The 23808-nt window shown below is 45.5% G+C and carries 29 protein-coding genes and 1 tRNA gene; all 30 read left to right on the plus strand.

Annotation, left to right across the window (positions count from 1 at the left end; genetic code table 11):
- Positions 1-122: 122 nt before the first annotated feature.
- The 30 genes from der (at position 123) to trpC (ending at position 23808) form a co-directional block, all read left to right on the plus strand.
- Positions 123-1448: a ribosome biogenesis GTPase Der gene (gene der / locus GQF01_RS19990; RefSeq protein WP_161408482.1), complete on the plus strand. Its 1326-nt coding sequence runs from the start codon at positions 123-125 to the stop codon at positions 1446-1448.
- A 14-nt stretch (positions 1449-1462) separates the two neighbouring features.
- Complete coding sequence (plsY, locus tag GQF01_RS19995) at positions 1463-2071, plus strand: glycerol-3-phosphate 1-O-acyltransferase PlsY (protein ID WP_202556522.1); 609 nt, start codon at positions 1463-1465, stop codon at positions 2069-2071.
- Positions 2072-2126: 55 nt separating this feature from the next.
- Positions 2127-3170 carry an NAD(P)H-dependent glycerol-3-phosphate dehydrogenase gene (locus tag GQF01_RS20000; protein ID WP_161408483.1) on the plus strand — a complete coding sequence of 348 codons (1044 nt, stop codon included), beginning with the start codon at positions 2127-2129 and terminating at the stop codon, positions 3168-3170.
- Between the two features lie 92 nt (positions 3171-3262).
- Complete coding sequence (locus tag GQF01_RS20005; RefSeq protein WP_145655996.1) at positions 3263-3529, plus strand: stage VI sporulation protein F; 267 nt, start codon at positions 3263-3265, stop codon at positions 3527-3529.
- 101 nt (positions 3530-3630) lie between these two features.
- Positions 3631-3810, plus strand: a complete 180-nt coding sequence (locus GQF01_RS20010; protein ID WP_145655316.1) for a DUF2768 family protein — start codon at positions 3631-3633, stop codon at positions 3808-3810.
- A gap of 18 nt (positions 3811-3828) precedes the next feature.
- A complete protein-coding gene (locus tag GQF01_RS20015; protein ID WP_161408484.1) occupies positions 3829-4122 on the plus strand; it encodes a 2Fe-2S iron-sulfur cluster-binding protein in 294 nt (97 codons plus the stop codon).
- A gap of 21 nt (positions 4123-4143) precedes the next feature.
- Positions 4144-4728: a nucleotidyltransferase family protein gene (locus tag GQF01_RS20020; RefSeq protein ID WP_161408485.1), complete on the plus strand. Its 585-nt coding sequence runs from the start codon at positions 4144-4146 to the stop codon at positions 4726-4728.
- Between the two features lie 35 nt (positions 4729-4763).
- Positions 4764-5117 carry a 2Fe-2S iron-sulfur cluster-binding protein gene (locus tag GQF01_RS20025; protein ID WP_161408486.1) on the plus strand — a complete coding sequence of 118 codons (354 nt, stop codon included), beginning with the start codon at positions 4764-4766 and terminating at the stop codon, positions 5115-5117.
- A gap of 25 nt (positions 5118-5142) precedes the next feature.
- A complete protein-coding gene (locus GQF01_RS20030) occupies positions 5143-5892 on the plus strand; it encodes a hypothetical protein (RefSeq protein ID WP_161408487.1) in 750 nt (249 codons plus the stop codon).
- A gap of 264 nt (positions 5893-6156) precedes the next feature.
- Positions 6157-7635, plus strand: a complete 1479-nt coding sequence (gene spoIVA / locus GQF01_RS20035) for a stage IV sporulation protein A (protein ID WP_145655311.1) — start codon at positions 6157-6159, stop codon at positions 7633-7635.
- A 247-nt stretch (positions 7636-7882) separates the two neighbouring features.
- Positions 7883-8155 carry an HU family DNA-binding protein gene (locus GQF01_RS20040; protein WP_145655310.1) on the plus strand — a complete coding sequence of 91 codons (273 nt, stop codon included), beginning with the start codon at positions 7883-7885 and terminating at the stop codon, positions 8153-8155.
- A 155-nt stretch (positions 8156-8310) separates the two neighbouring features.
- A tRNA-Pro gene (locus GQF01_RS20045) sits at positions 8311-8384 on the plus strand.
- Positions 8385-8479: 95 nt separating this feature from the next.
- Positions 8480-9406 (plus strand): phosphatase PAP2 family protein, encoded by a 927-nt coding sequence (locus GQF01_RS20050; protein ID WP_235960058.1) that lies wholly within the window; start codon positions 8480-8482, stop codon positions 9404-9406.
- 66 nt (positions 9407-9472) lie between these two features.
- Positions 9473-9721, plus strand: coding sequence for a trp RNA-binding attenuation protein MtrB (gene mtrB, locus GQF01_RS20055; protein WP_235960061.1), 249 nt, complete (start codon positions 9473-9475; stop codon positions 9719-9721).
- 126 nt (positions 9722-9847) lie between these two features.
- Positions 9848-10381, plus strand: coding sequence for a hypothetical protein (locus GQF01_RS20060; protein ID WP_161408488.1), 534 nt, complete (start codon positions 9848-9850; stop codon positions 10379-10381).
- 97 nt (positions 10382-10478) lie between these two features.
- The gene (locus GQF01_RS20065; RefSeq protein WP_161408489.1) at positions 10479-11345 is read left to right on the plus strand and encodes a heptaprenyl diphosphate synthase component 1; all 867 of its coding nucleotides are present in this window, start codon (positions 10479-10481) and stop codon (positions 11343-11345) included.
- 19 nt (positions 11346-11364) lie between these two features.
- Positions 11365-12114 (plus strand): demethylmenaquinone methyltransferase, encoded by a 750-nt coding sequence (locus GQF01_RS20070; protein WP_161408490.1) that lies wholly within the window; start codon positions 11365-11367, stop codon positions 12112-12114.
- 7 nt (positions 12115-12121) lie between these two features.
- Positions 12122-12997 carry a UbiA-like polyprenyltransferase gene (locus GQF01_RS20075; protein ID WP_161408491.1) on the plus strand — a complete coding sequence of 292 codons (876 nt, stop codon included), beginning with the start codon at positions 12122-12124 and terminating at the stop codon, positions 12995-12997.
- On the plus strand, positions 12994-13596 hold the full coding sequence (locus tag GQF01_RS20080; RefSeq protein WP_161408492.1) for a UbiX family flavin prenyltransferase: 603 nt from the start codon (positions 12994-12996) through the stop codon (positions 13594-13596). Before GQF01_RS20075 ends, GQF01_RS20080 begins: the two co-directional genes overlap by 4 nt.
- A complete protein-coding gene (locus tag GQF01_RS20085; RefSeq protein ID WP_161408493.1) occupies positions 13589-14452 on the plus strand; it encodes a menaquinone biosynthesis protein in 864 nt (287 codons plus the stop codon). The genes GQF01_RS20080 and GQF01_RS20085 overlap by 8 nt, the downstream gene beginning before the upstream one ends.
- The gene (locus tag GQF01_RS20090) at positions 14449-15426 is read left to right on the plus strand and encodes a polyprenyl synthetase family protein (protein ID WP_161408494.1); all 978 of its coding nucleotides are present in this window, start codon (positions 14449-14451) and stop codon (positions 15424-15426) included. Before GQF01_RS20085 ends, GQF01_RS20090 begins: the two co-directional genes overlap by 4 nt.
- Before the next feature lie 173 nt (positions 15427-15599).
- A complete protein-coding gene (ndk, locus tag GQF01_RS20095) occupies positions 15600-16043 on the plus strand; it encodes a nucleoside-diphosphate kinase (RefSeq protein WP_161408495.1) in 444 nt (147 codons plus the stop codon).
- A gap of 128 nt (positions 16044-16171) precedes the next feature.
- Complete coding sequence (locus tag GQF01_RS20100) at positions 16172-16957, plus strand: CheR family methyltransferase (RefSeq protein WP_161408496.1); 786 nt, start codon at positions 16172-16174, stop codon at positions 16955-16957.
- Positions 16958-17053: 96 nt separating this feature from the next.
- Positions 17054-17218 (plus strand): hypothetical protein, encoded by a 165-nt coding sequence (locus GQF01_RS35980; RefSeq protein WP_202556524.1) that lies wholly within the window; start codon positions 17054-17056, stop codon positions 17216-17218.
- Positions 17219-17457: 239 nt separating this feature from the next.
- On the plus strand, positions 17458-18621 hold the full coding sequence (aroC, locus tag GQF01_RS20105; protein WP_127451384.1) for a chorismate synthase: 1164 nt from the start codon (positions 17458-17460) through the stop codon (positions 18619-18621).
- A 1-nt stretch (position 18622) separates the two neighbouring features.
- Positions 18623-19717 carry a 3-dehydroquinate synthase gene (aroB, locus tag GQF01_RS20110; RefSeq protein WP_161408497.1) on the plus strand — a complete coding sequence of 365 codons (1095 nt, stop codon included), beginning with the start codon at positions 18623-18625 and terminating at the stop codon, positions 19715-19717.
- A gap of 3 nt (positions 19718-19720) precedes the next feature.
- Complete coding sequence (gene aroH / locus GQF01_RS20115) at positions 19721-20107, plus strand: chorismate mutase (RefSeq protein ID WP_157319999.1); 387 nt, start codon at positions 19721-19723, stop codon at positions 20105-20107.
- A 292-nt stretch (positions 20108-20399) separates the two neighbouring features.
- Positions 20400-21947: an anthranilate synthase component I gene (gene trpE / locus GQF01_RS20120; RefSeq protein ID WP_161408498.1), complete on the plus strand. Its 1548-nt coding sequence runs from the start codon at positions 20400-20402 to the stop codon at positions 21945-21947.
- Positions 21948-21971: 24 nt separating this feature from the next.
- A complete protein-coding gene (trpD, locus tag GQF01_RS20125) occupies positions 21972-23012 on the plus strand; it encodes an anthranilate phosphoribosyltransferase (protein WP_161408499.1) in 1041 nt (346 codons plus the stop codon).
- Positions 23002-23808 carry an indole-3-glycerol phosphate synthase TrpC gene (trpC, locus tag GQF01_RS20130; protein ID WP_161408500.1) on the plus strand — a complete coding sequence of 269 codons (807 nt, stop codon included), beginning with the start codon at positions 23002-23004 and terminating at the stop codon, positions 23806-23808. Before trpD ends, trpC begins: the two co-directional genes overlap by 11 nt.

Consider the following 23808-nt stretch of genomic DNA (forward strand, 5'->3'; position numbering starts at 1 on the left):
GTATTCCATGATCAATTTGGCGAAGTCTCAAAAGAGATTAGCCAATCCGTGTCTTTTTTGTTATGATGTAAGTTGCGTATTTTTCCATGGCTGATCATGGAATCAGGAGGAGTGAATGAGAATTGGCTAGACCAGTACTTGCAATTGTCGGCCGACCGAATGTCGGAAAATCCACCATTTTCAATCGGATCGTAGGAGATCGTCTTGCGATTGTAGAAGATAAACCGGGTGTAACACGTGATCGACTCTATGGTGTGGGCGAATGGCTGAATACGTCATTCAGCGTGATTGATACAGGCGGGATTGAAATTGATGGCGAGGATGCGATCCTCAAGTCTGTTCGTGTGCAAGCTGAGCTTGCGATTGAAGAAGCGGATGTTATTGTGTTCATGGTAGATGCCAAAGCGGGTGTAACCCCATCGGACGAAGAAGTAGCGCAGTTGCTATTCCGTTCCAAAAAGCCGGTCGTACTTGCCGTGAACAAGGTCGATAACCTCGCGCGTCAAGATGATATCTATGAGTTTTATTCTCTAGGATTTGGTGATCCGGTAGGGATTTCGGGTTCACATGGTATCGGGATCGGCGACTTGCTCGAAGTCGTCTGCGGGCTTTTCCCAGACAAAAAGGATGACGAGTATGGAGACGAAGTTATTAAGTTTGCTCTGATTGGTCGCCCGAACGTCGGCAAGTCGTCCATGACGAATGCCATTCTTGGCGAAGAACGCGTTATTGTCAGTGATGTTGCGGGTACGACGCGCGATGCCATCGATACGCCATTTGAGCGGGATGATCAGAAGTTTGTTATTATTGATACCGCTGGTATGCGCAAAAGAGGCAAGGTTTACGAGAACACGGAGAAATATAGCGTCATGCGGGCTATGAAAGCAATCGAACGTGCAGACGTTGTGCTCGTTGTCATTGATGGTCAAGAAGGCATCATTGATCAGGACAAGCACATTGCTGGATATGCGCATGAAGCAGGAAAAGCGATTATCATTGTCGTAAATAAATGGGACATCGTTGATAAAGATGATAAAACCATGCAGCATTTTACACAAACGATCCGCGATCATTTCTTGTTCTTGAGTTATGCTCCGATTGTTTTTGTATCAGCGAAAACAACGCAACGCTTACATAAGCTGTTGCCGGTTGTTATTCAAGTAGCAGAAAATCATGCCCTGCGTGTTCAAACACATTTGTTGAATGATGTTGTTTCTGATGCCGTAGCGTACAACCCTCCTCCGACGGATAAAGGCAAACGTCTGCGGATTAACTATGTAACACAAGTAGCGGTTAAGCCTCCTGTCTTTGTGCTCTTTGTGAATGAGCCTGAGCTCATGCACTTTTCATATGAACGGTATTTGGATAACAAAATCCGTGCAGCCTTTGGTTTTGAAGGAACACCGATTCGTATCCTAAGCCGTAGAAAGACTTCGGACAAAGAATAAGGAGATGTTGCAGCTTGCTTTTAATTTCCATAATAACAATCGTAGCAGGGTATTTATTAGGGGCTATAAGCTTTAGTTATTTATTTGGGAAATGGTTTAAAGGCATCGATATCCGCAAACATGGAAGCGGCAATGCGGGAGCAACCAATACACTGCGCGTATTGGGCAAAGGCCCAGCGATCATGGTATTGATCTTGGACGGTTTGAAGGGAGTTGCTGCCGTTTGCCTTGGCATCTGGGCAGCTCCTGGACCCGACGATTTGTGGGTTCGTGTATTGTGCGGACTTGCTGCCATCGTTGGACACAACTGGCCAGTGTATTATGGGTTCCGTGGCGGCAAGGGTATTGCCACGACAATCGGCGTAATGGCTACGCTTTGCTTCATTCCTACGTTAATTGCAGGTTTAACGGCTATCGTCATTATTGCGATAACTAGATTCGTATCGCTCGGTTCACTAATTCTAACCGCACTTTTACCTTTTCTAATTTGGGGAATGGATCGACCAATAGAAGTTTTGTGGATCAGTATCTTGCTATGCGCGTTTGCGTTCTTGCGCCATCGAACCAATATTGTGAAGCTCGTTCAAGGTAAAGAGAATAAATTGGGCCAGAAAAGAGCATAGTTTTGGGCGAACATCACCCAATAATTAGAGTGCATAACGTTTAGGAGGGGTAACCATGTCAAACAAAGTATCGGTTCTGGTAGCAGGCAGCTGGGGAACGGCTCTTGCCACGGTACTGGCGGATAATGGACATCAGGTGTTGTTATGGTCTCGCAATGAGGAGCAAGTGCGAGAGATCAACGAACAAAACCGGAATAGCCGTTTTCTCCAAGATGTGGAATTATCACCGCTTATTGTAGCGACTCATTCGCTGCAAGGAGCGGTCGAAGGGGCTGATGCGATCATTATGGTCGTCCCTTCATCCGGCATGCGTGAGGTTGCATCCAACATGCGTCCCTATTTGAATAAAGATGCTTTGCTGATCCACGCGACCAAAGGGTTTGAAACGGGTTCCCTCAAGCGTATGACCGAGGTCATCGCAGATGAGCTGCCCGAAATCAATCCGAATCGGCTAGTGGTGCTTTCAGGTCCCAGTCACGCTGAAGAAGTCATTCGCAAATGCCCGACGACTGTCGTAGTCGCGGCGCAAGACTTGGAAGCGGCAGAGGCCGCCCAGGATCTATTGATTAACGCCTATTTTCGCGTCTATACGAATCCGGATGTGGCAGGCGTTGAAGTTGGCGGAGCGCTCAAGAACATTATTGCTCTGGGTGCAGGGCTGACAGATGGCCTGGGTTTTGGCGATAATGCCAAAGCTGCTCTGATGACCCGAGGCTTGGCAGAAATCGCTCGCTTAGGTACCGCGATGGGGGCTAATCCGCTGACTTTTGCCGGATTAGCTGGCATCGGTGATTTGATCGTGACTTGTACGAGTCAACATAGCCGAAATTGGCGCGCCGGAAATAAACTCGCGAAGGGTATACCTCTAGATGAGGTGCTTCAAGAGATGGGAATGGTCGTCGAAGGCGTGAAGACTACGAAAGCAGCTTATGAGTTGTCTCGGAGGTATGATGCAACGATGCCTATTACCGATGAGCTGTACAAAGTGCTATTCGATGGGAAATCGCCACAGTTAGCCGCGCAGGACCTTATGGGCCGCGTTAGAACGCATGAAATAGAAGAAGTAGCTACGGATGCTATCACAAATGTATTGAAGTAGCCTACACCACATTCTTCCCGCACTCATACTATACCGTATAAGTATTTAGTTCTTATCAGGTATAGGAGGCGGCACATTTGGCAAACAAAGATATGTCTAAAGACGTACTCAGCGTGGTGAAGAAGAAAACGGGGAAAAACGTTACACCTAAAGATATCGAGCGAATTGCGAGCGGTGTGAAACCTTCAACACTTCAAAGTGAGACTCAGCTGCGCCAGTTGATCAAGCAAGTCTCTGGCCTTGTAAATGTCAAAGTATCCGAAGAGACGATCAATGATATCATCCAGGCTGTAAAAAGTTCCAAGCTCGACAGCAACAATATGCAGCAGCTTATGAACATGATGATGGGTAAAAAATAAAAGCATGAAGGGGAGCTTGCTGCCCTTTATGCTTTTTTTCTCATCCTATGCTATACTTACTGTTGATAATTTTTAAAGATTATACATAAGGAGTTAAAAATATGTCAAGTTTGGACAAAATGTGGGCGTCTTTTGTAGCCATTGGTCTAATGGTTGTCGCATCATTATTGATTTCGTACGCAAGAACGCGTACCCAAGGATGGATTCGTGTCGTTCTTTCGACCGTAGCCTTTATTTTATTCGTTCCAATTTTACTCTATATGCTGCTATCATTGTTCTAACTGGGAGGCGATACATACATGCTGGAATTAAAAACGCGCAAAACGCAAAAAACGATGGAGCCGGAAATTGGTTTAAGTATTTTGGATCATGCGCTCAAAAATGACGTGGATTGGGGCTTCTCGTGTACACGAGGTACGTGTGCCAGATGCCGCTGTTATGTAGCTCATGGACGTGAACTGCTCTCCTTGCCTTCTGATGAAGAAGAGAGTCGACTGGAGCCCGAAGAAATAGAACAGGGCTACCGACTTGCGTGCCAATGCATGATTAAGCAAGCAGGAACCATTTCTGCTACGCATAAGCCATATTTTTAAAATCTGAAAGGTGTGGGCATCTTGGTCCTGCTGGAACCGTTAGTACCAACGATTACGACCATTCATACACAATTAATGCAAGTTCCTGGCGTACGATGGCTCATCGGTGGCAGCTGCGGACTACTTATGCAAAACGTAGATATTGGAAGAAGTCCGAGAGATCTGGATATTTATGTGGATAAGAACGATGTATCCGTTATTCATTCTTCTCTTCAAGATTATTCAGTTGATACACCTGTGTATAGTCAAACAAGTATATATGCGTCGATCCTCAGCCATTATCAGATACATGGAGATACGGTTGAAGTGGTAGGGGATTTCAAGGTTCAAGCATTTGATTCCTTCTATCAAGTGGAGGCTGCGTACTTATGGGAAGACCATAGCTATACGGCTGCGATTGGGAACCATGAGGTGAAAGTTATGCCTTTAGCTCATGAACTTCTCTTTAATCTATTGCGAAATCGGCCTGACCGCTATGAGGCGATCTATCGTGCGATGATTGCTGCTCCAGAGCTGCACATGCCGACATTACATGCGTTACTGCAAAGAAATAGCTGGGGACTAGCGTTTGAAAAAAGGCTCGGGGAATTAATAGATTCGTGCTGAGGAATGGGAAGTTGACAGATAAGTAGGTGGACCTGATGAGTGGGATTGACGTGCATTTTTGGCCAGACGACAAGAAGATAAGTGTTCGATCAGGCACAACTTTACTGGATGCCGGACGGAAGGCTAAAGTTCATATTCGCACGCGCTGCGGGGGCAAAGCCGCATGTTTGATGTGTAAAGTGAAAGTGAATGACTCTAGCAGCAAGGGGCTTGCCCCTATGAACGTGAATGAACGGTTGAAGCTTGGCTCACAAGCAGAGGAAGGCTACCGCTTGGCCTGTCAGGCTCGTGTGATTGGCCCTGTGCAAGTGACGATTCCCGAGGACCCTCTGAAGGCAGCTATACGTGCTCAGCTTGCCAGGCAAGCTGAAGAGGATGATTTATTTTAGAGAACAAAGATAGGATGATGGATGCGTGAAAATAGTTCGAGGCATTGTATATGGCAGATGGATAGGCATAATCCTTAGTTTAGTTCTATTGTTAAGCGGATGCGCTTACCCGAAAGAACTGCGTAAGGAGAATCAAATTAACCCTGCGGAGTTTATTACCGTCGTTCAGCAAGCCGTCGATCTTTTCCATGAGAAAAGCGGTGTTCTGCCTATAAAAAATAGCGATATGACGACGCCGCTCTATGAGAAATATGTCATTGATTTTGCGAAGTTGAAAAAGTCGAACTATTTAAGCACCGTTCCTGCCAACGCTTTTGAAAGCGGAGGTATTTTCATCTATGTGCTTGTAGATGCGGAAACGAAACCAACTGTGAAACTGATGGATTTATCGGCGTATCAAAGCGTGGAAGATGTCCAGAAGAAAATAAATGATTATAAAGCGAGTCATGACGGCAAGCTGCCTGCTGGCATTGCTATCAATGAAGCATTCGAGTATGTGGATTTCAATAACTTAGGGATGAAAGCCCCCGAAATCAAGTCGGTTTATAACCGTCAGAACCTCGTAACCTATTTGGTCAATAAGCAAACGGGCGAAGTTGCTATCGATTATGCCATGGATATTATGAAGTTTATTCAAGATCAGGGTTTAGCTAGCTCATTAAAACCGGATCAGGATTTGCGAGAGATTCTCGTGAACAAATCATACTTCGTGCCAATTCGCAGTTTTGAATATCGTTGGCAGAATAATCAGCCACTTCCCCAAGTGACGCCATAAATGGAGATACCTCTTACAGTAATCTGTAGGAGGTTTTTTTCATTTTTCAGAATATCGACGTCGATGCAATCATATATTTTTTCAATGTGGTGAGGAAAGCCCTATATGTGCTTCATAAAATATGAGCGAAAAAAAAGATATGGCACATCTATCATATTTCTATCGAAAGTACATATATTTCTTACTAGTCCAAATGAATGTACGAGTAGTCAATTGTTAACGTCTCAAAAGTCAGTTGACGACCAAACTGTAGGAGGGATTCTCTTGGAGAAAGTGGATATCTTTAAGGACATTGCAGAACGAACGGGAGGGGACATTTACCTGGGGGTTGTTGGAGCAGTCCGTACAGGAAAATCAACCTTTATTAAGCGTTTTGTGGAATCTGTAGTGCTGCCGAACATTCAAAGCGAAGCGGATAGGATCCGGGCTACCGATGAACTCCCGCAGAGCGCTGCTGGCCGCACGATTATGACAACGGAGCCAAAGTTCGTGCCGAATACGGCGGTCCAAATTTCCGTGGCCGAAGGGCTGAATGTGAATGTGCGCCTTGTTGATTGTGTAGGTTATGCAGTTGATGGCGCCAAAGGCTATGAAGACGAAAACGGACCACGAATGATCAACACGCCTTGGTTCGATGAACCGATTCCGTTCCAGGAAGCGGCAGAAATCGGAACTCGCAAGGTGATTCAGGAGCATTCAACATTAGGTGTTGTGGTGACAACCGATGGCACGATCTCGGATATCCCACGGTCATCCTATGTGCTGGCAGAAGAAAGAGTGATTAATGAACTGAAAGAAGTGGGCAAACCTTTCATCGTCATTATTAACTCTCAGAAGCCAAATAGCGAGCCAGCGCTAGAGCTGCGCAGCGAACTGCAAAGCCGTTATGATGTACCTGTTGTAACGATGAGCGTAGCTAGTGCAGGCGAAGAAGAAATGGTTTCAGTCCTGCGTGAAGTGCTCTACGAGTTCCCTGTTCATGAAGTGAATGTGAATTTGCCAAGCTGGGTTATGGTTCTAGATGAGAATCATTGGCTGCGTACTCAATTCGAAAATTCCGTACGTGATACGGTTCAAGATATTAGACGCTTGCGCGACGTGGATCGGGTCGTCAGCCAGTTTGCTGAATACGAGTTTATTGATAGGGCGGCACTCGCCGGGCTAAGCATGGGGCAGGGTGTTGCCGAGATTGATCTGTTTGCACCAGATGAGCTCTATGATCGCATCTTGGTGGAAGTAGTTGGTGTTGAAATTCGCGGCAAAGATCACCTTTTGCAATTGATGCAGGACTTCACTCATGCCAAACGAGAGTACGATCAATTCGCAGAGGCGCTGGAGATGGTCAAAACAACCGGTTATGGCATCGCGCCACCTACTCTTGCCGAGATGGCGCTGGATGAGCCAGAATTGATCCGCCAAGGCTCTAGATTCGGTGTTCGCTTACGGGCAACCGCGCCATCGATTCATATGATTCGGGTAGATGTCGAATCTGAATTCTCCCCGATTATTGGAACCGAGAAGCAAAGTGAAGAGCTTGTCCGCTATTTGATGCAGGATTTTGAAGATAACCCGCTCAAAATCTGGGAGTCCGATATTTTTGGAAGATCCCTGCATTCCATTGTGCGTGAAGGTATTCAAGGCAAGCTTGCTCAAATGCCGGATAACGCGCGGTACAAATTGCAGGAAACACTTGGACGTATTATTAACGAAGGATCTGGCGGTTTAATTGCCATAATTTTGTAAGAAAATAGACAAAAAAACACTCGTGAGAGTGTTTTTTGTCGTTTTATAGCAAAAATACCCACATAAAATGGAAAACGATACTTGAAATTGATGTCGTAGTATATTACTATGAATTTATTCGTCTGCTTTCGATGTTCATTTTTACTAAGAAAATCAACGTTTTTTCATGGAATCATGTATATTTTCTGACGAAACGGTGAAAACAGGAAGTAACGGAAGTAAGAAATCTTGGGGGGAGGTGAATGGCATGAATAAATCTGAATTGATTAACAAGGTTGCTGAAACCTCTGAGCTTTCCAAGAAAGATGCAACGAAAGCAGTTGATGCTGTTTTTGAAGCAATTTCCGAAGCGCTGCAAGGCGGGGATAAAGTACAATTAGTTGGGTTTGGTAACTTTGAAGTTCGTGAACGTTCCGCTCGTAAAGGACGTAATCCACAGACTGGTGATGAAATCGAAATCCCAGCAAGCAAAATTCCAGCTTTCAAACCTGGTAAAGCACTTAAAGATGGCATTCAATAATTGCGTTTTACATACTATTGAACGTTATATAACAACGAAGCCGTGACCGCATTTTGCTGTCACGGTTTTATTCATTTATAGGTAGAAAATGCCTTTACAATTCGAAAATCTCCTACTATAATTACAAAGTGAATGAGTAAGCTAGGGGCTACAGACGGGGTATGGCGCAGCCTGGTAGCGCGCACCCTTGGGGTGGGTGAGGTCGCACGTTCGAATCGTGTTACTCCGATTATGAAAAAGACATCGAAAGTCCGATGTCTTTTTCTCTTGAAGAGACTTGTTCCGAATTATATGTACTTCGTAGATGATTTAGGGGGAACAGTCTTGAATAAGGGGAAACTCAGCGAGCTAGTAAAGTCGCAAGATTGGACAATGTTCGGTATTATTGCTTCGATTTACTTAGTTTGGCGAATTGGTGTCGTTGGGAACTGGAGTAAAGAATGTTGGATCTTGCTGTTAGTTTGTTTGTTAGGCGTTCGTAAAGATCAGATTGATGTGGATTGGAAGCGGTTTTTTCTTTTCGGCATACCGCTGCTAGGCGTATTCTACTATTTCTATGGATCCGGGAACGGATTTTGGTGGAAAATCGCCAATTGGATGTTTGAAAATAACCGCCATCCCTGGCACTGGGATGATTATATGAATGCAATTCCACTGAACACGGGTGGATGGGCGAGATGGATTGCTACTCCGTTTCTGGATAAAGCCATGGTTTGGATTTATAATTACGGATTCGTATTATCTTTATGGATTTGTATTGTGAGAAGTTTTTGGACACGCAGTATTAAGAAAATGCTTTCGTACGCGCTGTCTGGCCACATGCTGCAATTTCCGCTGATTTTGCCATTCTACAACCTGATCTTGTTGCACGAGGTGTGGTATGTGAATAAGCAGCCGGATTTGCTGAATCGTGTATTTGCGGATCAAAATTCATTGCTTGTAGCTGTAATGAACTGTTTCCCAAGCATGCATACCTCGATTTCATTTGCCATGCTTCTCCTGGCCTTACGAGAAAAAGATCGTATTTTCAAAACGATGATGGTGACTTACTGCGCTTCAATCATTTTCTCAACGTTGTATTTGCAAATTCATTGGTTAATTGATGTGTTTGCCGGCATGCTATTTGCGTATGGAACGGTTAAATTATCGGATTTCCTCATTCGATTAGGATCTACGCGTGTGCTGCCTGCCCGATTCAAGAAATTTTACAGTAGTGGTCTGCAAACGACTTCGAATGAAGTTTCCATTTAGGTAAGTTGACTTCGGGATGCTTTTTTTGGCATGATTAGGTAAGGAAGGTAAGAACGGAGGATGAGAATGGACGACACGAGCAAAATGAATCAACCGAATACGAACGGCAATGAATATTTCGTTATCAAAGCCAAAGACAACGGTGTTCATGTTATTGGATTAACACGCGGTCAGGATACACGCTTTCATCATACGGAGAAACTGGACAAGGGCGAGGTTATGATTGCCCAGTTTACGGAGCACACATCCGCAGTTAAAGTAAGAGGAAAAGCGCTTATCATTACGAAATACGGCACCGTAGATACTGAAGAATAATTTATTATTGATAAAGCAGGCATAGCCTGCTTTTTTTCTTTGTACAATGGTGTATAGAGCTTGTAACAGAAGCAATCTGTATAGTCCGATTTGCTCTTGCTGATTAGCCAGGAGGTGCAATATGATATGAGATGGTCGATGCGCATCGTTATGACGTTAGCGGTATCTATTGTCATAGTTGTTTGTTTGTCTTTACTGCCCAAAATGGATAGTTCAACGGGATTAAGTTCACCTTATCGATGGCCAAGCAATCGAGTTGGGCAGGTTACGGACAATAATTTACCGGACTTACTCGTACAAGTACCTCTGCAAATGCGGATTCGCAAAGTTGAGTTGACGAACGCCCGAATGTCGCTTGATTTGAGTTTGCCTAAAAATGCGGACTCGGCAGCCGTTTATCGGGATCTATACACGATCGCTCAGACCATGCTGATGAAAACAAAAAATGTGAATCAAGTGTGGGTTCGGGTCATTGATTATTCTAACGTGTCTGACAATGCCTCAACGCAGCTTGTACTTGCTATGGTTGCCGAACGTGAATCTGGGAAGGATATGGAGAAGAGTGCGAATGACCTCAGTCTTATCCAACTTGAACAGGAGTTACAGAATCGGTTTCGTATTACGTACACCTCAAAATGGCAGCAAAGATATCCCTTATAATTAATTGTGCTTCTCTTTACGTGTTATGATATAATGATTTGAATTGAAACTTGACCAACATTAATGAGATTTGGCACACGGTTACGGAGGCTTTTGCATGAATTCTTATCGGATCCCAGAGATCGCCAAGCAGTACACGGAGTATGATATGATCCAAATTCACACAGACTTGCCCGATTTCCCGGAGCTGCGCACGCGTCTGTTGTTTGCATTCTTGAACGGTAATAGTAAACTAAGCTCCTCAAGTGAGTTGTACACGCTAGCAACCTCGCTTGTGCAGCTTGGACTTGACACGCATGAATTGGTTACGGCTTCGAATGACATCAAAGAGAAAAAGGCCGCAAGATCCAGACAGCTTAAGGTTCTTGCTGGAGATTATTTCAGTTCTCGCTTCTATCATCTCCTTGCCGGTGCCGGCCAAATTGACATGATTAAGCAATTGTCGAATGCCATTTGTGATGTCAACAGGTTAAAGATGAATACGTACATGAAAATGAAGCAATTGAAATTATCAGCAGAAGATTACATCCACCAAACGGTGGAGATCAAATCTCAGCTTTTTTTGTCATTCTCGGAATTTATGTCTGAGGTGTATGACCAAGCATGGCCGGAGATTCTGAGAAGCTATACGAGATGTGAAGTGCTTTTCGAAGAAATTTTCCGACTTGAATCCGGTTCGGATTTCAAGGACAGCTGGGGTTTCTGGCACATTTTGCAGCATGGTACGAAGGATGAGCGGAAACAGCTTCAAACCGAGGAATCGGATCAAGCCAGAGTACGTACACTCATGCACAAATATCATATAACTTCGCAACTGTATCAAATGCTGGACTCTCAGACTAAGCTGCTGCAAGCCAAAGTAAAGCAGCTTGAATCGGACAAACTAATAAGTGAACTGTTTCACATAGGAGAGCCGTTCCTGCGATTTTTAGCCAAGCAGCCCAAAGTGCTGGAAGAAATTTGAGGTGACATGACAGATGAATATGACAAAAACAAAAACCCCCGTTAAACCCACGAAAACTAAAGAAGAATTCGTGCACTCGGTTTTCGAGAGCATTGCGCCAAAGTATGATTTAATGAACAATATTTTGAGCTTCAACAGACACAAAGCATGGCGTAAATTCACAATGAAGAAGATGAATGTTCAGCCAGGCGAGACCGCGATTGATTTATGCTGCGGAACTTGTGATTGGACCATTTCTCTTGCTAAGGCAAGCGGTACCGGCAAGATGGTAGGGCTTGATTTCAGCCAAAACATGCTGGATTATGGTGCAGAGAAAATTAAACAGCTTCACTTGGACAAGCAGATTGAGTTAATTCAAGGCAATGCGATGAGTCTTCCATTTGACGATAACACGTTTGATTATGCAACGATTGGATTTGCCCTCCGTAATGTACCCGATTTGGAGCAAGTCATTCGTGAAATGCAGCGTGTCGTTAAGCCAGGAGGGCTAGTTGTGTCTCTAGAATTGTCGAAACCGACATGGCAGCCGTTTAAGTCCATCTATTATTTTTATTTCCAACGCGTTCTGCCTTTCTTGGGTAAGATGATTGCTCAGAAATATGAACAGTACAAGTGGTTGCCGGAGTCATTAATTCATTTTCCCGACCACAAACAATTAGCAGCTATTTTTACAAACCAAGGATTGAAGAGTGTACAGGCTTACCCATTAACCGGTGGGGTTGCCGCCTTGCATATTGGTACCAAGGGGAATACGAAATCAGGAGAGTAATGCGCATATGTTTACTAAACTAAAAATCTTTCTGGAAATGATTAAATTTGAACACAGTGTATTTGCACTGCCTTTTGCATTCATGGGAGCAATTCTAGGCTCGGTCGTATTAACAAACCACTTGCCAAGCTGGTCTCAAATCGGCTGGATTACACTAGCGATGGTTGGAGCAAGAACCGCGGCGATGGCACTAAATCGAGTGATTGATAAAGCGATCGACAAGAAGAATCCGCGTACGGAGAATCGGGCAATACCCGCTGGATTGATTTCCATTCCGCAAGTCATTATTTATATTATTATTTCATTTGCTGTGCTTTTCTGGGCAACCTCCAATCTAAGCTCGTTATCGATGAAACTGCTGCCAATCGCAGTGTTTTTTCTTGTCTTTTACTCTTATACCAAAAGATTTACATGGACCTGCCATTTTGTGCTTGGATTGACTTTAGGACTCGCGCCGCTTGGTGGCTGGATTGCTGTTACGGGTCAATTCACATGGGCATCCATTATATTTTATTTAACGGTAGTTTGTTGGAGCGCTGGGTTTGATCTCATCTATGCCTGTCAGGATGTTGAATTTGACCGTAATGAAGGTCTTTATTCATTGCCAAGCCGCTTTGGCATCAAGGCAGCACTGAATACAGCTCGAGTCTTGCACGTTCTGACAGCGGTTGGTCTAGTAACCCTATTTTTCATGACACATCTAAGCTGGTTTTATTTAGTAGGGCTTGTCATTGCCTATGTTATTCTGTACAAAGAACACAAACTGGTTTCACCTCAGGACTTATCCAAGCTGAATACAGCCTTTTTTACAATGAACGGTGTGCTTAGCCTTGTGATGTTTGCTTTTACACTGCTTGATGTGCTTGTGAGAGAGTACTTATGAGCGGCGGCAATTGGGTGGTAGGGATTACTGGGGCAAGCGGTGCCATTTATGGCATTCGATTGTGCCAGGTCATGCTGGACCAAGGCTTGGATGTGCATTTGATCATCACAGAGGCTGGCTGGAGAGTGCTGCATGATGAGCTCGACTGGCAGGCAAGCAAGCGCAAAGAAATGCTGCAAGAGCATTTTGGCGGCCGCACAGGCTCGTTCGAGCACCATCCGATTGCTGATATTGGAGCAACTGTTGCCAGTGGATCCTTTCGGACCAAAGGGATGGTTGTCATCCCTTGCTCGATGGGCACGCTATCCGGCATCGCGCACGGCTCATCCGATAATTTATTAGAGAGAACAGCAGATGTCATGCTGAAAGAAGGAAGAAAATTAATTCTGGTTCCAAGGGAAACGCCATTGCATGCCATTCATTTGGAAAACATGCTGACCTTGTCTAGAATGGGCGTACGCATGCTTCCGGCGATGCCAGCCTTTTATAATCGTCCGCGCTCCATTGAGGAGATGGTCGATTTTTTAGTAGGCAAAGTGCTGGATAGCATGGACATTGAGCATTCCTTGTACCGAAGATGGGGTGATAACCATGAGTAGCTCTGACCCAAAAATTCGTATTGGCCGTATCAATTATACAAATGTTTGGCCGATCTATTACTATTTTCCTGAACTTATGAACACGTCCGAAATAGACATTATTGAGCAGGTGCCGACTTCGCTCAATAAAGCCATGGCTGCCGGAGAGATTGACATGGGGCCAATTTCCTCCTTTGCGTATGGAGAATCCTTCGAGAATTACTTGTTGTATCCAGATCTTTCAGTTAGCGCATATGGGGAAGTCAATTCCATCCTATTATTTCATGAGAAGCCGCTCCGCGAGATTGCGAACGGGCATATTTTGCTGCCTACAACTTCAGCTACATCGGTAAATTTGCTCAAGATTATACTTGAGAAATTTTACGAAGGGAAACCCACGTATGAATATGCTACTCCCGATGTTGAGCAGATGATGGCGCATGGGGATGGCGCACTGCTCATTGGAGACGATGCGATCAAAGAGAGTTGGCGCAATAAAACGTATATGATTACGGATCTTGGGCAAGAATGGGCGAAATGGACAGGACAATGGATTTCGTTCGCCGTATGGGCGATTCGTAAGGAGACGGCAGAGCTGTATCCGGAGCTTGTGACCGATGTGTTCAATGCGTTCATGGCAAGTAAAGCCAAGGCACACAGTAACCCGGAAGAAATGATTGAAGAGGCGCAAGCTTCTGTTGGCGGTACGGCTTCTTATTGGCATCATTATTTTCATACGTTATGTTATGATTTTGGTCCGGAACAGTGGGAAGGGCTTGCTTCCTATTACAAGTATGCTTATGAGCTTGGTTTCCTGCCGAAGCCGGTAAATATCGCTTTATGGTCTGAGAATAAAGTGGCACGGGTGACAGAATGAAAAATTTATTGGATATTTATTCAAGAAAGAAAAAAGATATAGCTGCTATTGAAAAGGCGCTCGAGGAAAGCGTATATTCGGATCACGCTATGCTGAGAGAAACATCGAGTCATTTATTGAAAGCTGGCGGGAAACGAATCCGTCCCGTTTTTGTACTTCTTTCCGGTGAGTTCGGAAACTATCAGTTAGAAACGATGAAGCGCGTGGCGGTGCCACTGGAGCTCATACATATGGCATCGCTCGTTCACGATGATGTCATTGATGATGCGAATACAAGACGTGGGCAATTAACGGTCCGATCCAAGTGGGATAATCGGATTGCGATGTATACAGGAGATTATATATTTGCTAAGGCGTTAGGTGTTATCACGCAAATCCACAAGCCAGCCGTGCATCAGATCTTGTCTAAGGCTATTGTAGAAATGTCCATTGGAGAGATGGAGCAAATTCGGTTCTTTTTTCACTCCGAGCAGACGATTCGTGATTACTTATTGAGAATTAGGCGCAAAACAGCCCTTCTTATCGCTATTTCCTGCCAATTAGGGGCAATGGCTGCGGGAGCACCAGATTGGATCAGCAATAAGCTATATGGATTTGGTTATAACGTCGGCATGACGTTCCAAATCAGGGACGATATTCTGGACCTTATAGGGACCGAGAAGCAGATCGGTAAACCGCCAGGGTCCGATGTGAAGCAAGGTAACATTACGATTCCTGTCCTGTTTGCCATGCAGGATCCTATACTTAAACCTCTTATCATGGCTGAATTAGATCGCATACATAAATTAGATGGACAAACAGACGTTAGCCGTTTCTTGGATATCATCCGTAACAGTGAAGGCATTGCAATGGCAGATTCACTGTCACAGAAATACATTGACAAGGCGATTGCTTCCTTAGATCCCCTGCCGAATGGGCAAGCCAAAAGAGATTTGATTGAGGTTGCACACTTCATCGGCAATCGATCCTACTAAGGAATTTTGCAATTTGAGAAAAGCTGCCAAAAAGTGTAAACTAAGAGGGAATACATAAGATTTAACCCTTTTGGGCGTATAGGCCTACGTTGGAAGTCAGTTTTCTAACGAAAACTCAGTAGATGCTTACGAAGCAAGTTTTCTAAAGAAAACGCTAAGGAGGATATCGTTACATGGAAAAAACATTCTTGATGGTGAAACCAGATGGCGTACAGCGCGGCCTAATTGGTGAAATTGTAAAGCGCTTTGAACAGAAAGGCTTTCAATTAATTGGCAGCAAATTGACGATGGTATCGAGAGAACAAGCTGCGTTTCATTATGCCGAACATGAAGGCAAAGATTTTTACGAAAGACTCGTGAATTTCATTACGTCCGGACCCGTGTTCGCCATGGTATGGCAGGGGGATCAAGTAATTCCTCTATCACGTACGTTGATCGGAAAAACGAATTCCCTGGAAGCAGCGCCTGGTACGATCCGTGGCGATTATGCGGTACATACGAATTTCAACCTCATTCATGGCTCTGACTCACCGGAAAGCGCTGAACGCGAGATCGGCAATTTCTTTAAAGCGGACGAGCTCCTTGAATATACAAAAGTCATTCAGCAGTGGATTTAGCTTTCCAGAAACTTTAAGAACCTGTCATCTTCCACGATGCAGGTTCTTTTTTGTCGTGATTTGAAGGATTTTGGGAAGGAATGCAAGAATGTATGATACTTAGACAACGACCAAGGTAGGTGGACAGCATGGAAGAGGATCAGGATTTTTTGTTATTTATAAAAAAAGTAAAGGAACATACGTCCATTGATCTTGCTCTTTACAAAGAGGCACAAATGAAAAGACGTCTGACAACACTTCGAATGAAACGTGGCTATCATACGTTTGTCTCCTTTTTTGATGCCATGATGAAAAATAAAGAACTCTTTTATGAATTTCTGGATCGGATGACAATCAATGTCTCGGAGTTTTGGCGGAACCCGAATCGTTGGGAACTGGTGGAATCCAGATTCATTCCCGAGATGCTCAAAAAGAATCGACGACTCAAGATTTGGAGCGCTGCCTGTTCAACAGGCGAAGAGCCTTATACGTTAGCCATGATTCTGGCCGAGCAAGGGGCCTTGAGCGATGTCCATTTGCTCGCAACGGATATCGATGAAGGCGCCCTGGATAAGGCGCGTAAAGCAGCCTACCTCGACCGTTCCTTACGAGATGTGCCTGAGAAGTACGTCACGAAATATTTTCGACAAGATCAACTTATGTATCATGTTTCGGATGAGCTACGGAAGCCTATTAAATTTCAAAAGCAGAACCTGCTTGTCGATACGTTTGATACCGGCTTTGATTTGATCGTTTGCCGAAATGTGATCATATATTTTACCGAAGAGGCAAAGCATGTGTTGTATCAGAAGTTTGCCAAAGCATTGAAACCAGGAGGATTACTATTTGTAGGGTCCACAGAACAAATCTTTTCACCGGGGCAATACGATTTAGAACCGGCGGATACTTTCTTTTATCGGAAAAAAGGCGTATAAGATCTTCCATAAATTCCAATACTAAGATGTAGCAAAGCTCAGTGAACGTTAATGAGGTACAGTACATAAAACTGATGCAACTCTTAGGGGGCTCTTATGGACAAACGCAAAGTGATAACCGCTTATCGCAGGGGAATGATTTCCATTCAGGAATGTGCACAAATTTTGGGCGTAGATTCTTCGCAAATCATGGGTTTGATGAATGATCCGCAATTGGCAGAACTTCCAAGAGTTGTCCAAAAGCAGCCTATGCACGGGTAATCTTTGCTCCTGAGCAGATGTTAACACGCTTGCGCCTAAGGGAATACCCCTTATATGCGAAGCGTGTTTTTGCGTTTGTGCTGTTGCCAAACCAGAGTACCTATACTATAATGACTAAAAGATAATCGCGCGTCAAAGCGCTAAAGCGTTTGAAACAATTTCAAGTTGAAGCGGCAGAAACTTCATCTTGACAGCACTTATAAGTGATGGCTTCACCAAATTATAGGGGGTAACAGATTGTGAGATATTTAACGGCTGGCGAAACACATGGACCGCAGCTCACTGCGATTATTGAAGGGTTTCCAAGTAATGTAACCCTTAACTTTGAGGATTTGAATTTTCAATTACATAGACGTCAGAAAGGGTATGGCCGTGGTCGTCGGATGCAAATTGAGAAAGATACGGCTACGATTGCAGGCGGTGTTCGTCATGGCAAAACTACAGGGGCTCCGATTGCATTAGTTGTTGTCAACAATGACTGGAAACACTGGACCACTGTAATGGGCATTGAGCCAGTCGAAGAGGATAACGAAGGCAAACGCCGCGTGAACCGTCCTCGTCCTGGACATGCTGATCTGAATGGCGGTCTCAAATATAATCAAAAAGATCTGCGCAACATCTTGGAGCGCTCAAGTGCCCGCGAAACGACAATGCGCGTAGCGACTGGGGCTGTAGCACGCCAGTTGTTGGCAGAGTTCGGAATCAAGGTTGCTGGACAAGTCATTCGCATCGGGGATGTAGAAGCTCAGCGTCAAGAGCTTCCAATTGATGAACTGATTGCAATTACTGAGGAATCACCTGTACGTGTCGTTGACAAAGAAGCAGAAGCCAAGATGATCGCGGCTATCGACGCTGCCAAGGAAGATGGCGACACGCTCGGCGGGATCGTCGAAGTTATCATTGAAGGCGTGCCGGTAGGACTAGGCAGCCACGTGCAATGGGATCGTAAGTTGGATGGTAAAATTGCGCAAGCCGTGCTTTCTATTCAAGCATTTAAAGGCGTGGAATTCGGAATTGGCTTTGAAGCTGCTGAGCGCAGAGGTTCGAATGTCCATGATGAAATTTTATACACAGAAGAAAGTGGCTTTAGACGCAGAACGAATCGTGCAGGCGGATTCGAAGGCGGGATGACCACTGGTGAGCAAATCATCGTTCGCGGTGTTATGAAGCCAATCTCGACACTCTACAAACCGCTGCAAAGCGTTGATATTGATACGAAGGAAGTATTCACAGCGCAGGTTGAGCGCTCTGATACTTGCGCAGTCCCAGCTGCTGGCGTCATCATGGAGAACGTCATTGCCTGGGAAGTGGCAAATGCCTTCTTGGACAAATTCGGAGGGGACTCCATTGAGGAAATTCGTGCGAATCTCAACAACTTCTTGAAACAAGTGGAGAACTACTAATATGAGAGAGCTAACGGTAGAGCTTGGCGAACGTTCTTATCCGATCTACATTGGTCAAGGTATCCTGAACGATATCACGGCTTTGTTCGACCGCGCGAAGCTCAGCCGTAAGTCACCGCTGCTCGTTGTTACAGATAGCGAGGTGGCTCCACTTCACCTCGAGCGCGTCATGGCGCTGCTGCGCGCAGGCGGCTTCAATGCAACCTCCTGCGTGGTTCCCGCAGGCGAAACATCCAAATCCCTCTCGCAGCTCGAGGGAATTGTCACCTCCGCCCTCCAGGCGGGCCTTGATCGCAGTTCTGCGATCGTCGCCCTTGGAGGAGGCGTGGTCGGCGATCTCGCCGGCTTCGCGGCGGCGAGCTTCATGCGCGGGATCCGCTTCGTGCAGATCCCGACGACGATCCTTGCCCACGACAGCTCTGTCGGCGGCAAGGTAGCGGTTAACCATCCGATGGCGAAGAACATCATCGGGGCGTTCCACCAGCCCGAGCTCGTGCTCTTCGACATCGACTTGCTTTTGACCTTGCCGCCGCGCCAGGTGAAGGCGGGCCTCTCTGAAGTGATCAAGCACGGCTTGATCTGGGATGCAGCGTTCACGCAGTGGTGTGACGACAACACGGAGAAGTTATTGTCTCTTGATCCTGAGGCGCTTGGCTATGCGCTATATATTGGCTGCAAAGTGAAGTCTATCGTCGTCTCACAGGACGAACGTGAGAACGATTTGCGCGCAATTTTAAATTTGGGGCATACGATTGGTCATGCTCTGGAAGCTGTAGCAGGTTATGGTGAGCTATTGCATGGAGAAGCAATCTCAATCGGTATGGTTGGCGCTGCTAAGCTTGCTCAGCAGTTCGGTTATTCCGAGGAGATCCATGAAGTAACCAAGGGCCTGTTCCTGAAATACGGCCTGCCTGTCAGCATTCCGCCGCATTTGGACACGGATAGCATTATGAGCGCAATGATGCATGATAAGAAATTCAAAGAAGGCACAATGGTCTATATTATTCCAATGGAGATTGGTAAAGTTGAAATCCGTAAGGATGTTACAGTGGAGCAAGTCAGACAAATTGTCGAGCTTCTAAAAGGGAGAGGGTAGTCGATGTTCTGTAGGGGAATTCGTGGCGCAACGACAGTTGAACACAATGAAGCGGAAGAAATTCTAACCGCTACTGGAGAGCTGCTTCGTGCCATCGTTGAGGCGAATGATTTTCGCCCAGAAGATATTTGTTCAGTATTTATTACAGTAACGGAAGACATTACAGCAACGTTTCCTGCACGGGCCATTCGTACGATGGTTGGATGGGAACTGGTGCCGCTGATGTGTTCATTAGAAGTTCCAGTTGAGAACTCTTTGCCGAAATGTATCCGTCTTATGGTTCAAGTGAACACAACGAAGAGCCAATCGGAAATCAATCATATTTATTTGAAAGAAGCAAAAGCACTTCGCCCTGATATTGTTAAATTGACAAATGAAGCTGCACGGTAGTATAGTGGAGATAGATGAGATTAGGTAAGTAGAGCAGAGTTTAGTTGAGTAGAGCAGAGCCCAGATGAGATGAGAAAGATAACATAGGATTGTATGGAGATGGACACGACTCATTCGGAGGCGTCTGTTTCGTCATACTTTCAACGTTTATTTTTCATATTCTTCTTAATCTTCTACATTTAACTAAAAGCCAGCCTCTACTTCGGTAGAGGTTTTTTTGTTGTTATTCAATTAGAGTTTGGAGCACCTCGGAAGACGACGGTAGGCTCACAAGCTGAGAGGGGATGTTACCATGTATACACCTGAAATTCAAGAAGTGATTCGACTATCCAAAGACTATAACCTCATTCCTGTGGTGCGTCATCTATTGGCTGATACAGAAACCCCAATTCGTGTGTTTCAACACTTGTATCAAGAAAAGCGTGCGTTCCTGTTAGAAAGCGTAGAGGGCGGCGTGAAATGGGCTCGATATTCCTTCATTGGAAGCGATCCTTTCCTGATGATTAAGGCGAAACATGGGAAGACGGTCATTGAGACACAAAACGAGAATAAGGTTACGGATGAGAAACCAATCGATGTGTTGAAGGCGTATCTAAGATCCTACTCCAGTCCTCAGCTTGCGGATCTGCCGAGGTTCACGGGTGGCGCTGTCGGATTTTTTGGATACGATCTTCTGCAATACTATGAGAAGCTGCCTGCTCATCAAATTGATGATTTGCAAATGAACGACATTCAATTCATGTTTTGTGATCAAGTTATCGTTTTTGACCATTTTAAACAGCAGATCAAAGTGATTGCTAACGTGCATGTACAGCCTTTTGCCACAGATGCAGATATCGCTAAGGCGTACCAGGCGACTTGTGAGAAAATCGATGCGACAATCGAGAAAATTAAGCGGCCGCTCAGTACGGAAACGATGACACATAATCCGATTGTCCTGGAGCCGGATTTAGGTGACATTCGCTCTAACGTCACGAAGGAGAAGTACATTGCCAATGTGAATAAAGCGAAGGAATACATTCGTGCCGGTGACATATTCCAGGTAGTGCTGTCACAGCGTTTTGAGATGGAAACAACCGTCTCCCCACTGCAGGTGTATCGGGTTCTTCGAACAATGAATCCGTCCCCCTACATGTATGTGCTCAAAATGGATGATGAAGTCGTCGTTGGCACATCGCCGGAATTGCTTGTAAGGGTTGAAGAGGAGAAAGTCGAAACGCGCCCGATTGCTGGAACAAGACCTCGCGGCAAGACGCCGGAAGAAGATTTAGCTCTAGAAAAAGAGCTGTTGGCGGATGAGAAGGAACGCGCAGAGCACTTGATGTTAGTTGACTTAGGCCGTAATGATATTGGCCGTGTATCGGAATTTGGTACGGTGAAGTGTGATACTTTCATGGATGTTGAGCGCTACTCACACGTCATGCACATCGTTTCCAACGTATCCGGAAAAATTGCGAAAGACAAAGATTTCTTCGATGCTTTTCTTTCCTGCATGCCAGCAGGGACGGTGTCTGGAGCACCTAAACTGCGAGCTATGGAGATTATTGCTGAGCTGGAGCCTGAAGCGCGCGGCACTTATGCAGGGGCTATTGGTTATCTAGGCTTCTCAGGGAACTTGGACACTTGCATCACAATTCGTACGATTGTTTTCAAGCATGGCAAGGCCTATGTGCAAGCAGGCGCAGGTATTGTTTGGGACTCTGTACCGGAAAGCGAGTACCAGGAAACGGTGAACAAAGCAACAGCTTTGCTCAAATCGATTCGGATGGCAGAAGCAATGTTCAGCCCAGAGCCTAGACCAGTAAGCGATATTAACAAAGACTACTTTGTTAACTCTTAAGGGAAGATGAGGAGGAATCATGTCATGAGTGGACTTATTCAGATACAGCAAGCGCTTGGTAAAGTGATTGGCGGCGGCGATCTTTCCCGGGAGGAAGCGCGCGGCGTGATGTCGGAAATTATGGAAGGCTTGGCTTCGCCTGCGCAAATTGGCAGTCTGTTGACGGCTCTTCGAATTAAAGGCGAGACGCTGGAAGAGATAACGGGATTCGCTGAATCGATGCGGAATAAGGCGTTGCAGGTTCATGTACAGCAGCATGACCTTCTGGACACATGCGGTACAGGTGGTGACGGTGCAGAGACGTTCAATATCTCGACAACAGCAGCAATTGTTGCGGCTGCGGGAGGCATTCGAGTAGCCAAACATGGCAATAGGGCGATGTCCTCCAAAAGCGGCAGTGCGGATGTGCTCGAAGCCCTTGGCGTGAAGATTACGCTTAGCGGCGAGCAAGCGGCACAATGCTTAGACAAGATAGGTATTTGTTTTATGTTTGCACAAGCGTATCATCAATCCATGAAGCATGTTGCGGCACCGCGCCGGGAGTTGGGTTTCCGCACAGTATTCAATTTGCTAGGCCCGCTTACGAATCCTGCGGGAGCGGATCGCCAAGTGTTAGGTGTGTTCGATCGTACGAAGACGGAGTTGGTCGCGCAAGCCTTGCAAGCGCTTGGCTTGAAGCGGGCTTTGGTTGTAGCAAGCGAAGATGGATTAGATGAATTCAGCATTTCTGCGCCAACCAAAGTAACGGAGCTTAAAGCAGATCAGATTAGCACTTATACCATTACGCCTGATGATCTTGGCTTACGGGCTCATAGTATTAAGGATGTAGGCGGCGGGGATGCGATCCTGAATGCCGAGATAATCCGTCATATCTTTGCTGGAGACAGAGGGCCTCATCGCGATATCGTGCTTGCGAATGCAGCCGCGTGCTTCTACGTGACTGGTCATGTTGGAAGCCTTCAGCAAGGGGTTAAATTTGCCGCTGATGTCATCGATTCGGGCCGCGCCGAACAAAAGTTGAACGACTTAATCCATTTCACAGGAGAGTTAAGCCATGTTTCTTGATAAAATTGTTGCCACTAAACGAGCTGAAGTTGAAGCAATGAGCTCCTTTTCCATTGCGCAAGCGGAGAAAGTTATTTCGGAAATGTCGCCTTGCTTAGGTTTTGAAAAAGCTTTGACGACACGTAAGAATCGCGCGATGGGCTTGATTGCCGAAGTTAAAAAGGCATCCCCATCCAAAGGCTTGATCCGTGAGGATTTTGATCCCGTGTTGCTGGCAAGTGCCTATCAACGTGCAGGTGCTGATTGCATCTCGGTGCTTACGGATGTGGATTACTTCCAAGGAAGCAACGAGTACTTGAAGGCTGTACGACAAGCCGTAGGCGTGCCTTTGCTGCGCAAAGATTTCACGATTGATCCGAAGCAAATTTATGAAGCTCGTTTGATTGGCGCAGATGCGATTTTACTCATCGCTGCGATATTGACCACTGACCAAATGAAACAGTATCTGTCGCTTGCTAGCGATCTTGGCTTGGATGCTTTGGTTGAAGTGCATGACCGTGAAGAGCTGGAGCGCGCGCTTGAATTAGATACTCAATTGATTGGCATCAACAACAGGAACTTGAAAACTTTTGTTACCGATTTGAAAACAACGGAAGAGTTGATTCAATTCATTCCGGCAGGCAAAACCATTGTCAGCGAGAGTGGAATCTCCAAGGTTCAAGATATGGCTTATTTGCAGCAAATCGGCTCTCAGGCTGTATTGATTGGTGAACATTTCATGCGTCAGCCCGTTGTCGAGCAAGCGGTTCATGATTTAATGGGTCCGATTGTGAATACAACGAATCAGATGGCTTAG

This window comes from Paenibacillus silvestris (assembly GCF_009882985.1).
GTDB classification, from domain to species: Bacteria; Bacillota; Bacilli; order Paenibacillales; family NBRC-103111; genus Paenibacillus_E; species Paenibacillus_E silvestris.

What these genes read in the sequence shown, in the direction of transcription:
- GQF01_RS20025 (WP_161408486.1), top strand. Translation starts at nt 4,764, where the DNA reads ATGAGTGGGATTGACGTGCATTTTTGGCCAGACGACAAGAAGATAAGT.
- aroH (WP_157319999.1), top strand. Translation starts at nt 19,721, where the DNA reads ATGTTCTGTAGGGGAATTCGTGGCGCAACGACAGTTGAACACAATGAA.
- GQF01_RS20000 (WP_161408483.1), top strand. Translation starts at nt 2,127, where the DNA reads ATGTCAAACAAAGTATCGGTTCTGGTAGCAGGCAGCTGGGGAACGGCT.
- GQF01_RS20085 (WP_161408493.1), top strand. Translation starts at nt 13,589, where the DNA reads ATGAGTAGCTCTGACCCAAAAATTCGTATTGGCCGTATCAATTATACA.
- GQF01_RS20065 (WP_161408489.1), top strand. Translation starts at nt 10,479, where the DNA reads ATGAATTCTTATCGGATCCCAGAGATCGCCAAGCAGTACACGGAGTAT.
- aroB (WP_161408497.1), top strand. Translation starts at nt 18,623, where the DNA reads ATGAGAGAGCTAACGGTAGAGCTTGGCGAACGTTCTTATCCGATCTAC.
- GQF01_RS20090 (WP_161408494.1), top strand. Translation starts at nt 14,449, where the DNA reads ATGAAAAATTTATTGGATATTTATTCAAGAAAGAAAAAAGATATAGCT.
- GQF01_RS20100 (WP_161408496.1), top strand. Translation starts at nt 16,172, where the DNA reads ATGGAAGAGGATCAGGATTTTTTGTTATTTATAAAAAAAGTAAAGGAA.
- trpE (WP_161408498.1), top strand. Translation starts at nt 20,400, where the DNA reads ATGTATACACCTGAAATTCAAGAAGTGATTCGACTATCCAAAGACTAT.
- GQF01_RS35980 (WP_202556524.1), top strand. Translation starts at nt 17,054, where the DNA reads ATGGACAAACGCAAAGTGATAACCGCTTATCGCAGGGGAATGATTTCC.
- trpD (WP_161408499.1), top strand. Translation starts at nt 21,972, where the DNA reads ATGAGTGGACTTATTCAGATACAGCAAGCGCTTGGTAAAGTGATTGGC.
- ndk (WP_161408495.1), top strand. Translation starts at nt 15,600, where the DNA reads ATGGAAAAAACATTCTTGATGGTGAAACCAGATGGCGTACAGCGCGGC.
- GQF01_RS20015 (WP_161408484.1), top strand. Translation starts at nt 3,829, where the DNA reads ATGCTGGAATTAAAAACGCGCAAAACGCAAAAAACGATGGAGCCGGAA.
- GQF01_RS20060 (WP_161408488.1), top strand. Translation starts at nt 9,848, where the DNA reads ATGAGATGGTCGATGCGCATCGTTATGACGTTAGCGGTATCTATTGTC.
- GQF01_RS20010 (WP_145655316.1), top strand. Translation starts at nt 3,631, where the DNA reads ATGTCAAGTTTGGACAAAATGTGGGCGTCTTTTGTAGCCATTGGTCTA.
- mtrB (WP_235960061.1), top strand. Translation starts at nt 9,473, where the DNA reads ATGGACGACACGAGCAAAATGAATCAACCGAATACGAACGGCAATGAA.
- GQF01_RS20070 (WP_161408490.1), top strand. Translation starts at nt 11,365, where the DNA reads ATGACAAAAACAAAAACCCCCGTTAAACCCACGAAAACTAAAGAAGAA.
- GQF01_RS20080 (WP_161408492.1), top strand. Translation starts at nt 12,994, where the DNA reads ATGAGCGGCGGCAATTGGGTGGTAGGGATTACTGGGGCAAGCGGTGCC.
- trpC (WP_161408500.1), top strand. Translation starts at nt 23,002, where the DNA reads ATGTTTCTTGATAAAATTGTTGCCACTAAACGAGCTGAAGTTGAAGCA.
- GQF01_RS20075 (WP_161408491.1), top strand. Translation starts at nt 12,122, where the DNA reads ATGTTTACTAAACTAAAAATCTTTCTGGAAATGATTAAATTTGAACAC.
- GQF01_RS20040 (WP_145655310.1), top strand. Translation starts at nt 7,883, where the DNA reads ATGAATAAATCTGAATTGATTAACAAGGTTGCTGAAACCTCTGAGCTT.
- GQF01_RS20005 (WP_145655996.1), top strand. Translation starts at nt 3,263, where the DNA reads ATGTCTAAAGACGTACTCAGCGTGGTGAAGAAGAAAACGGGGAAAAAC.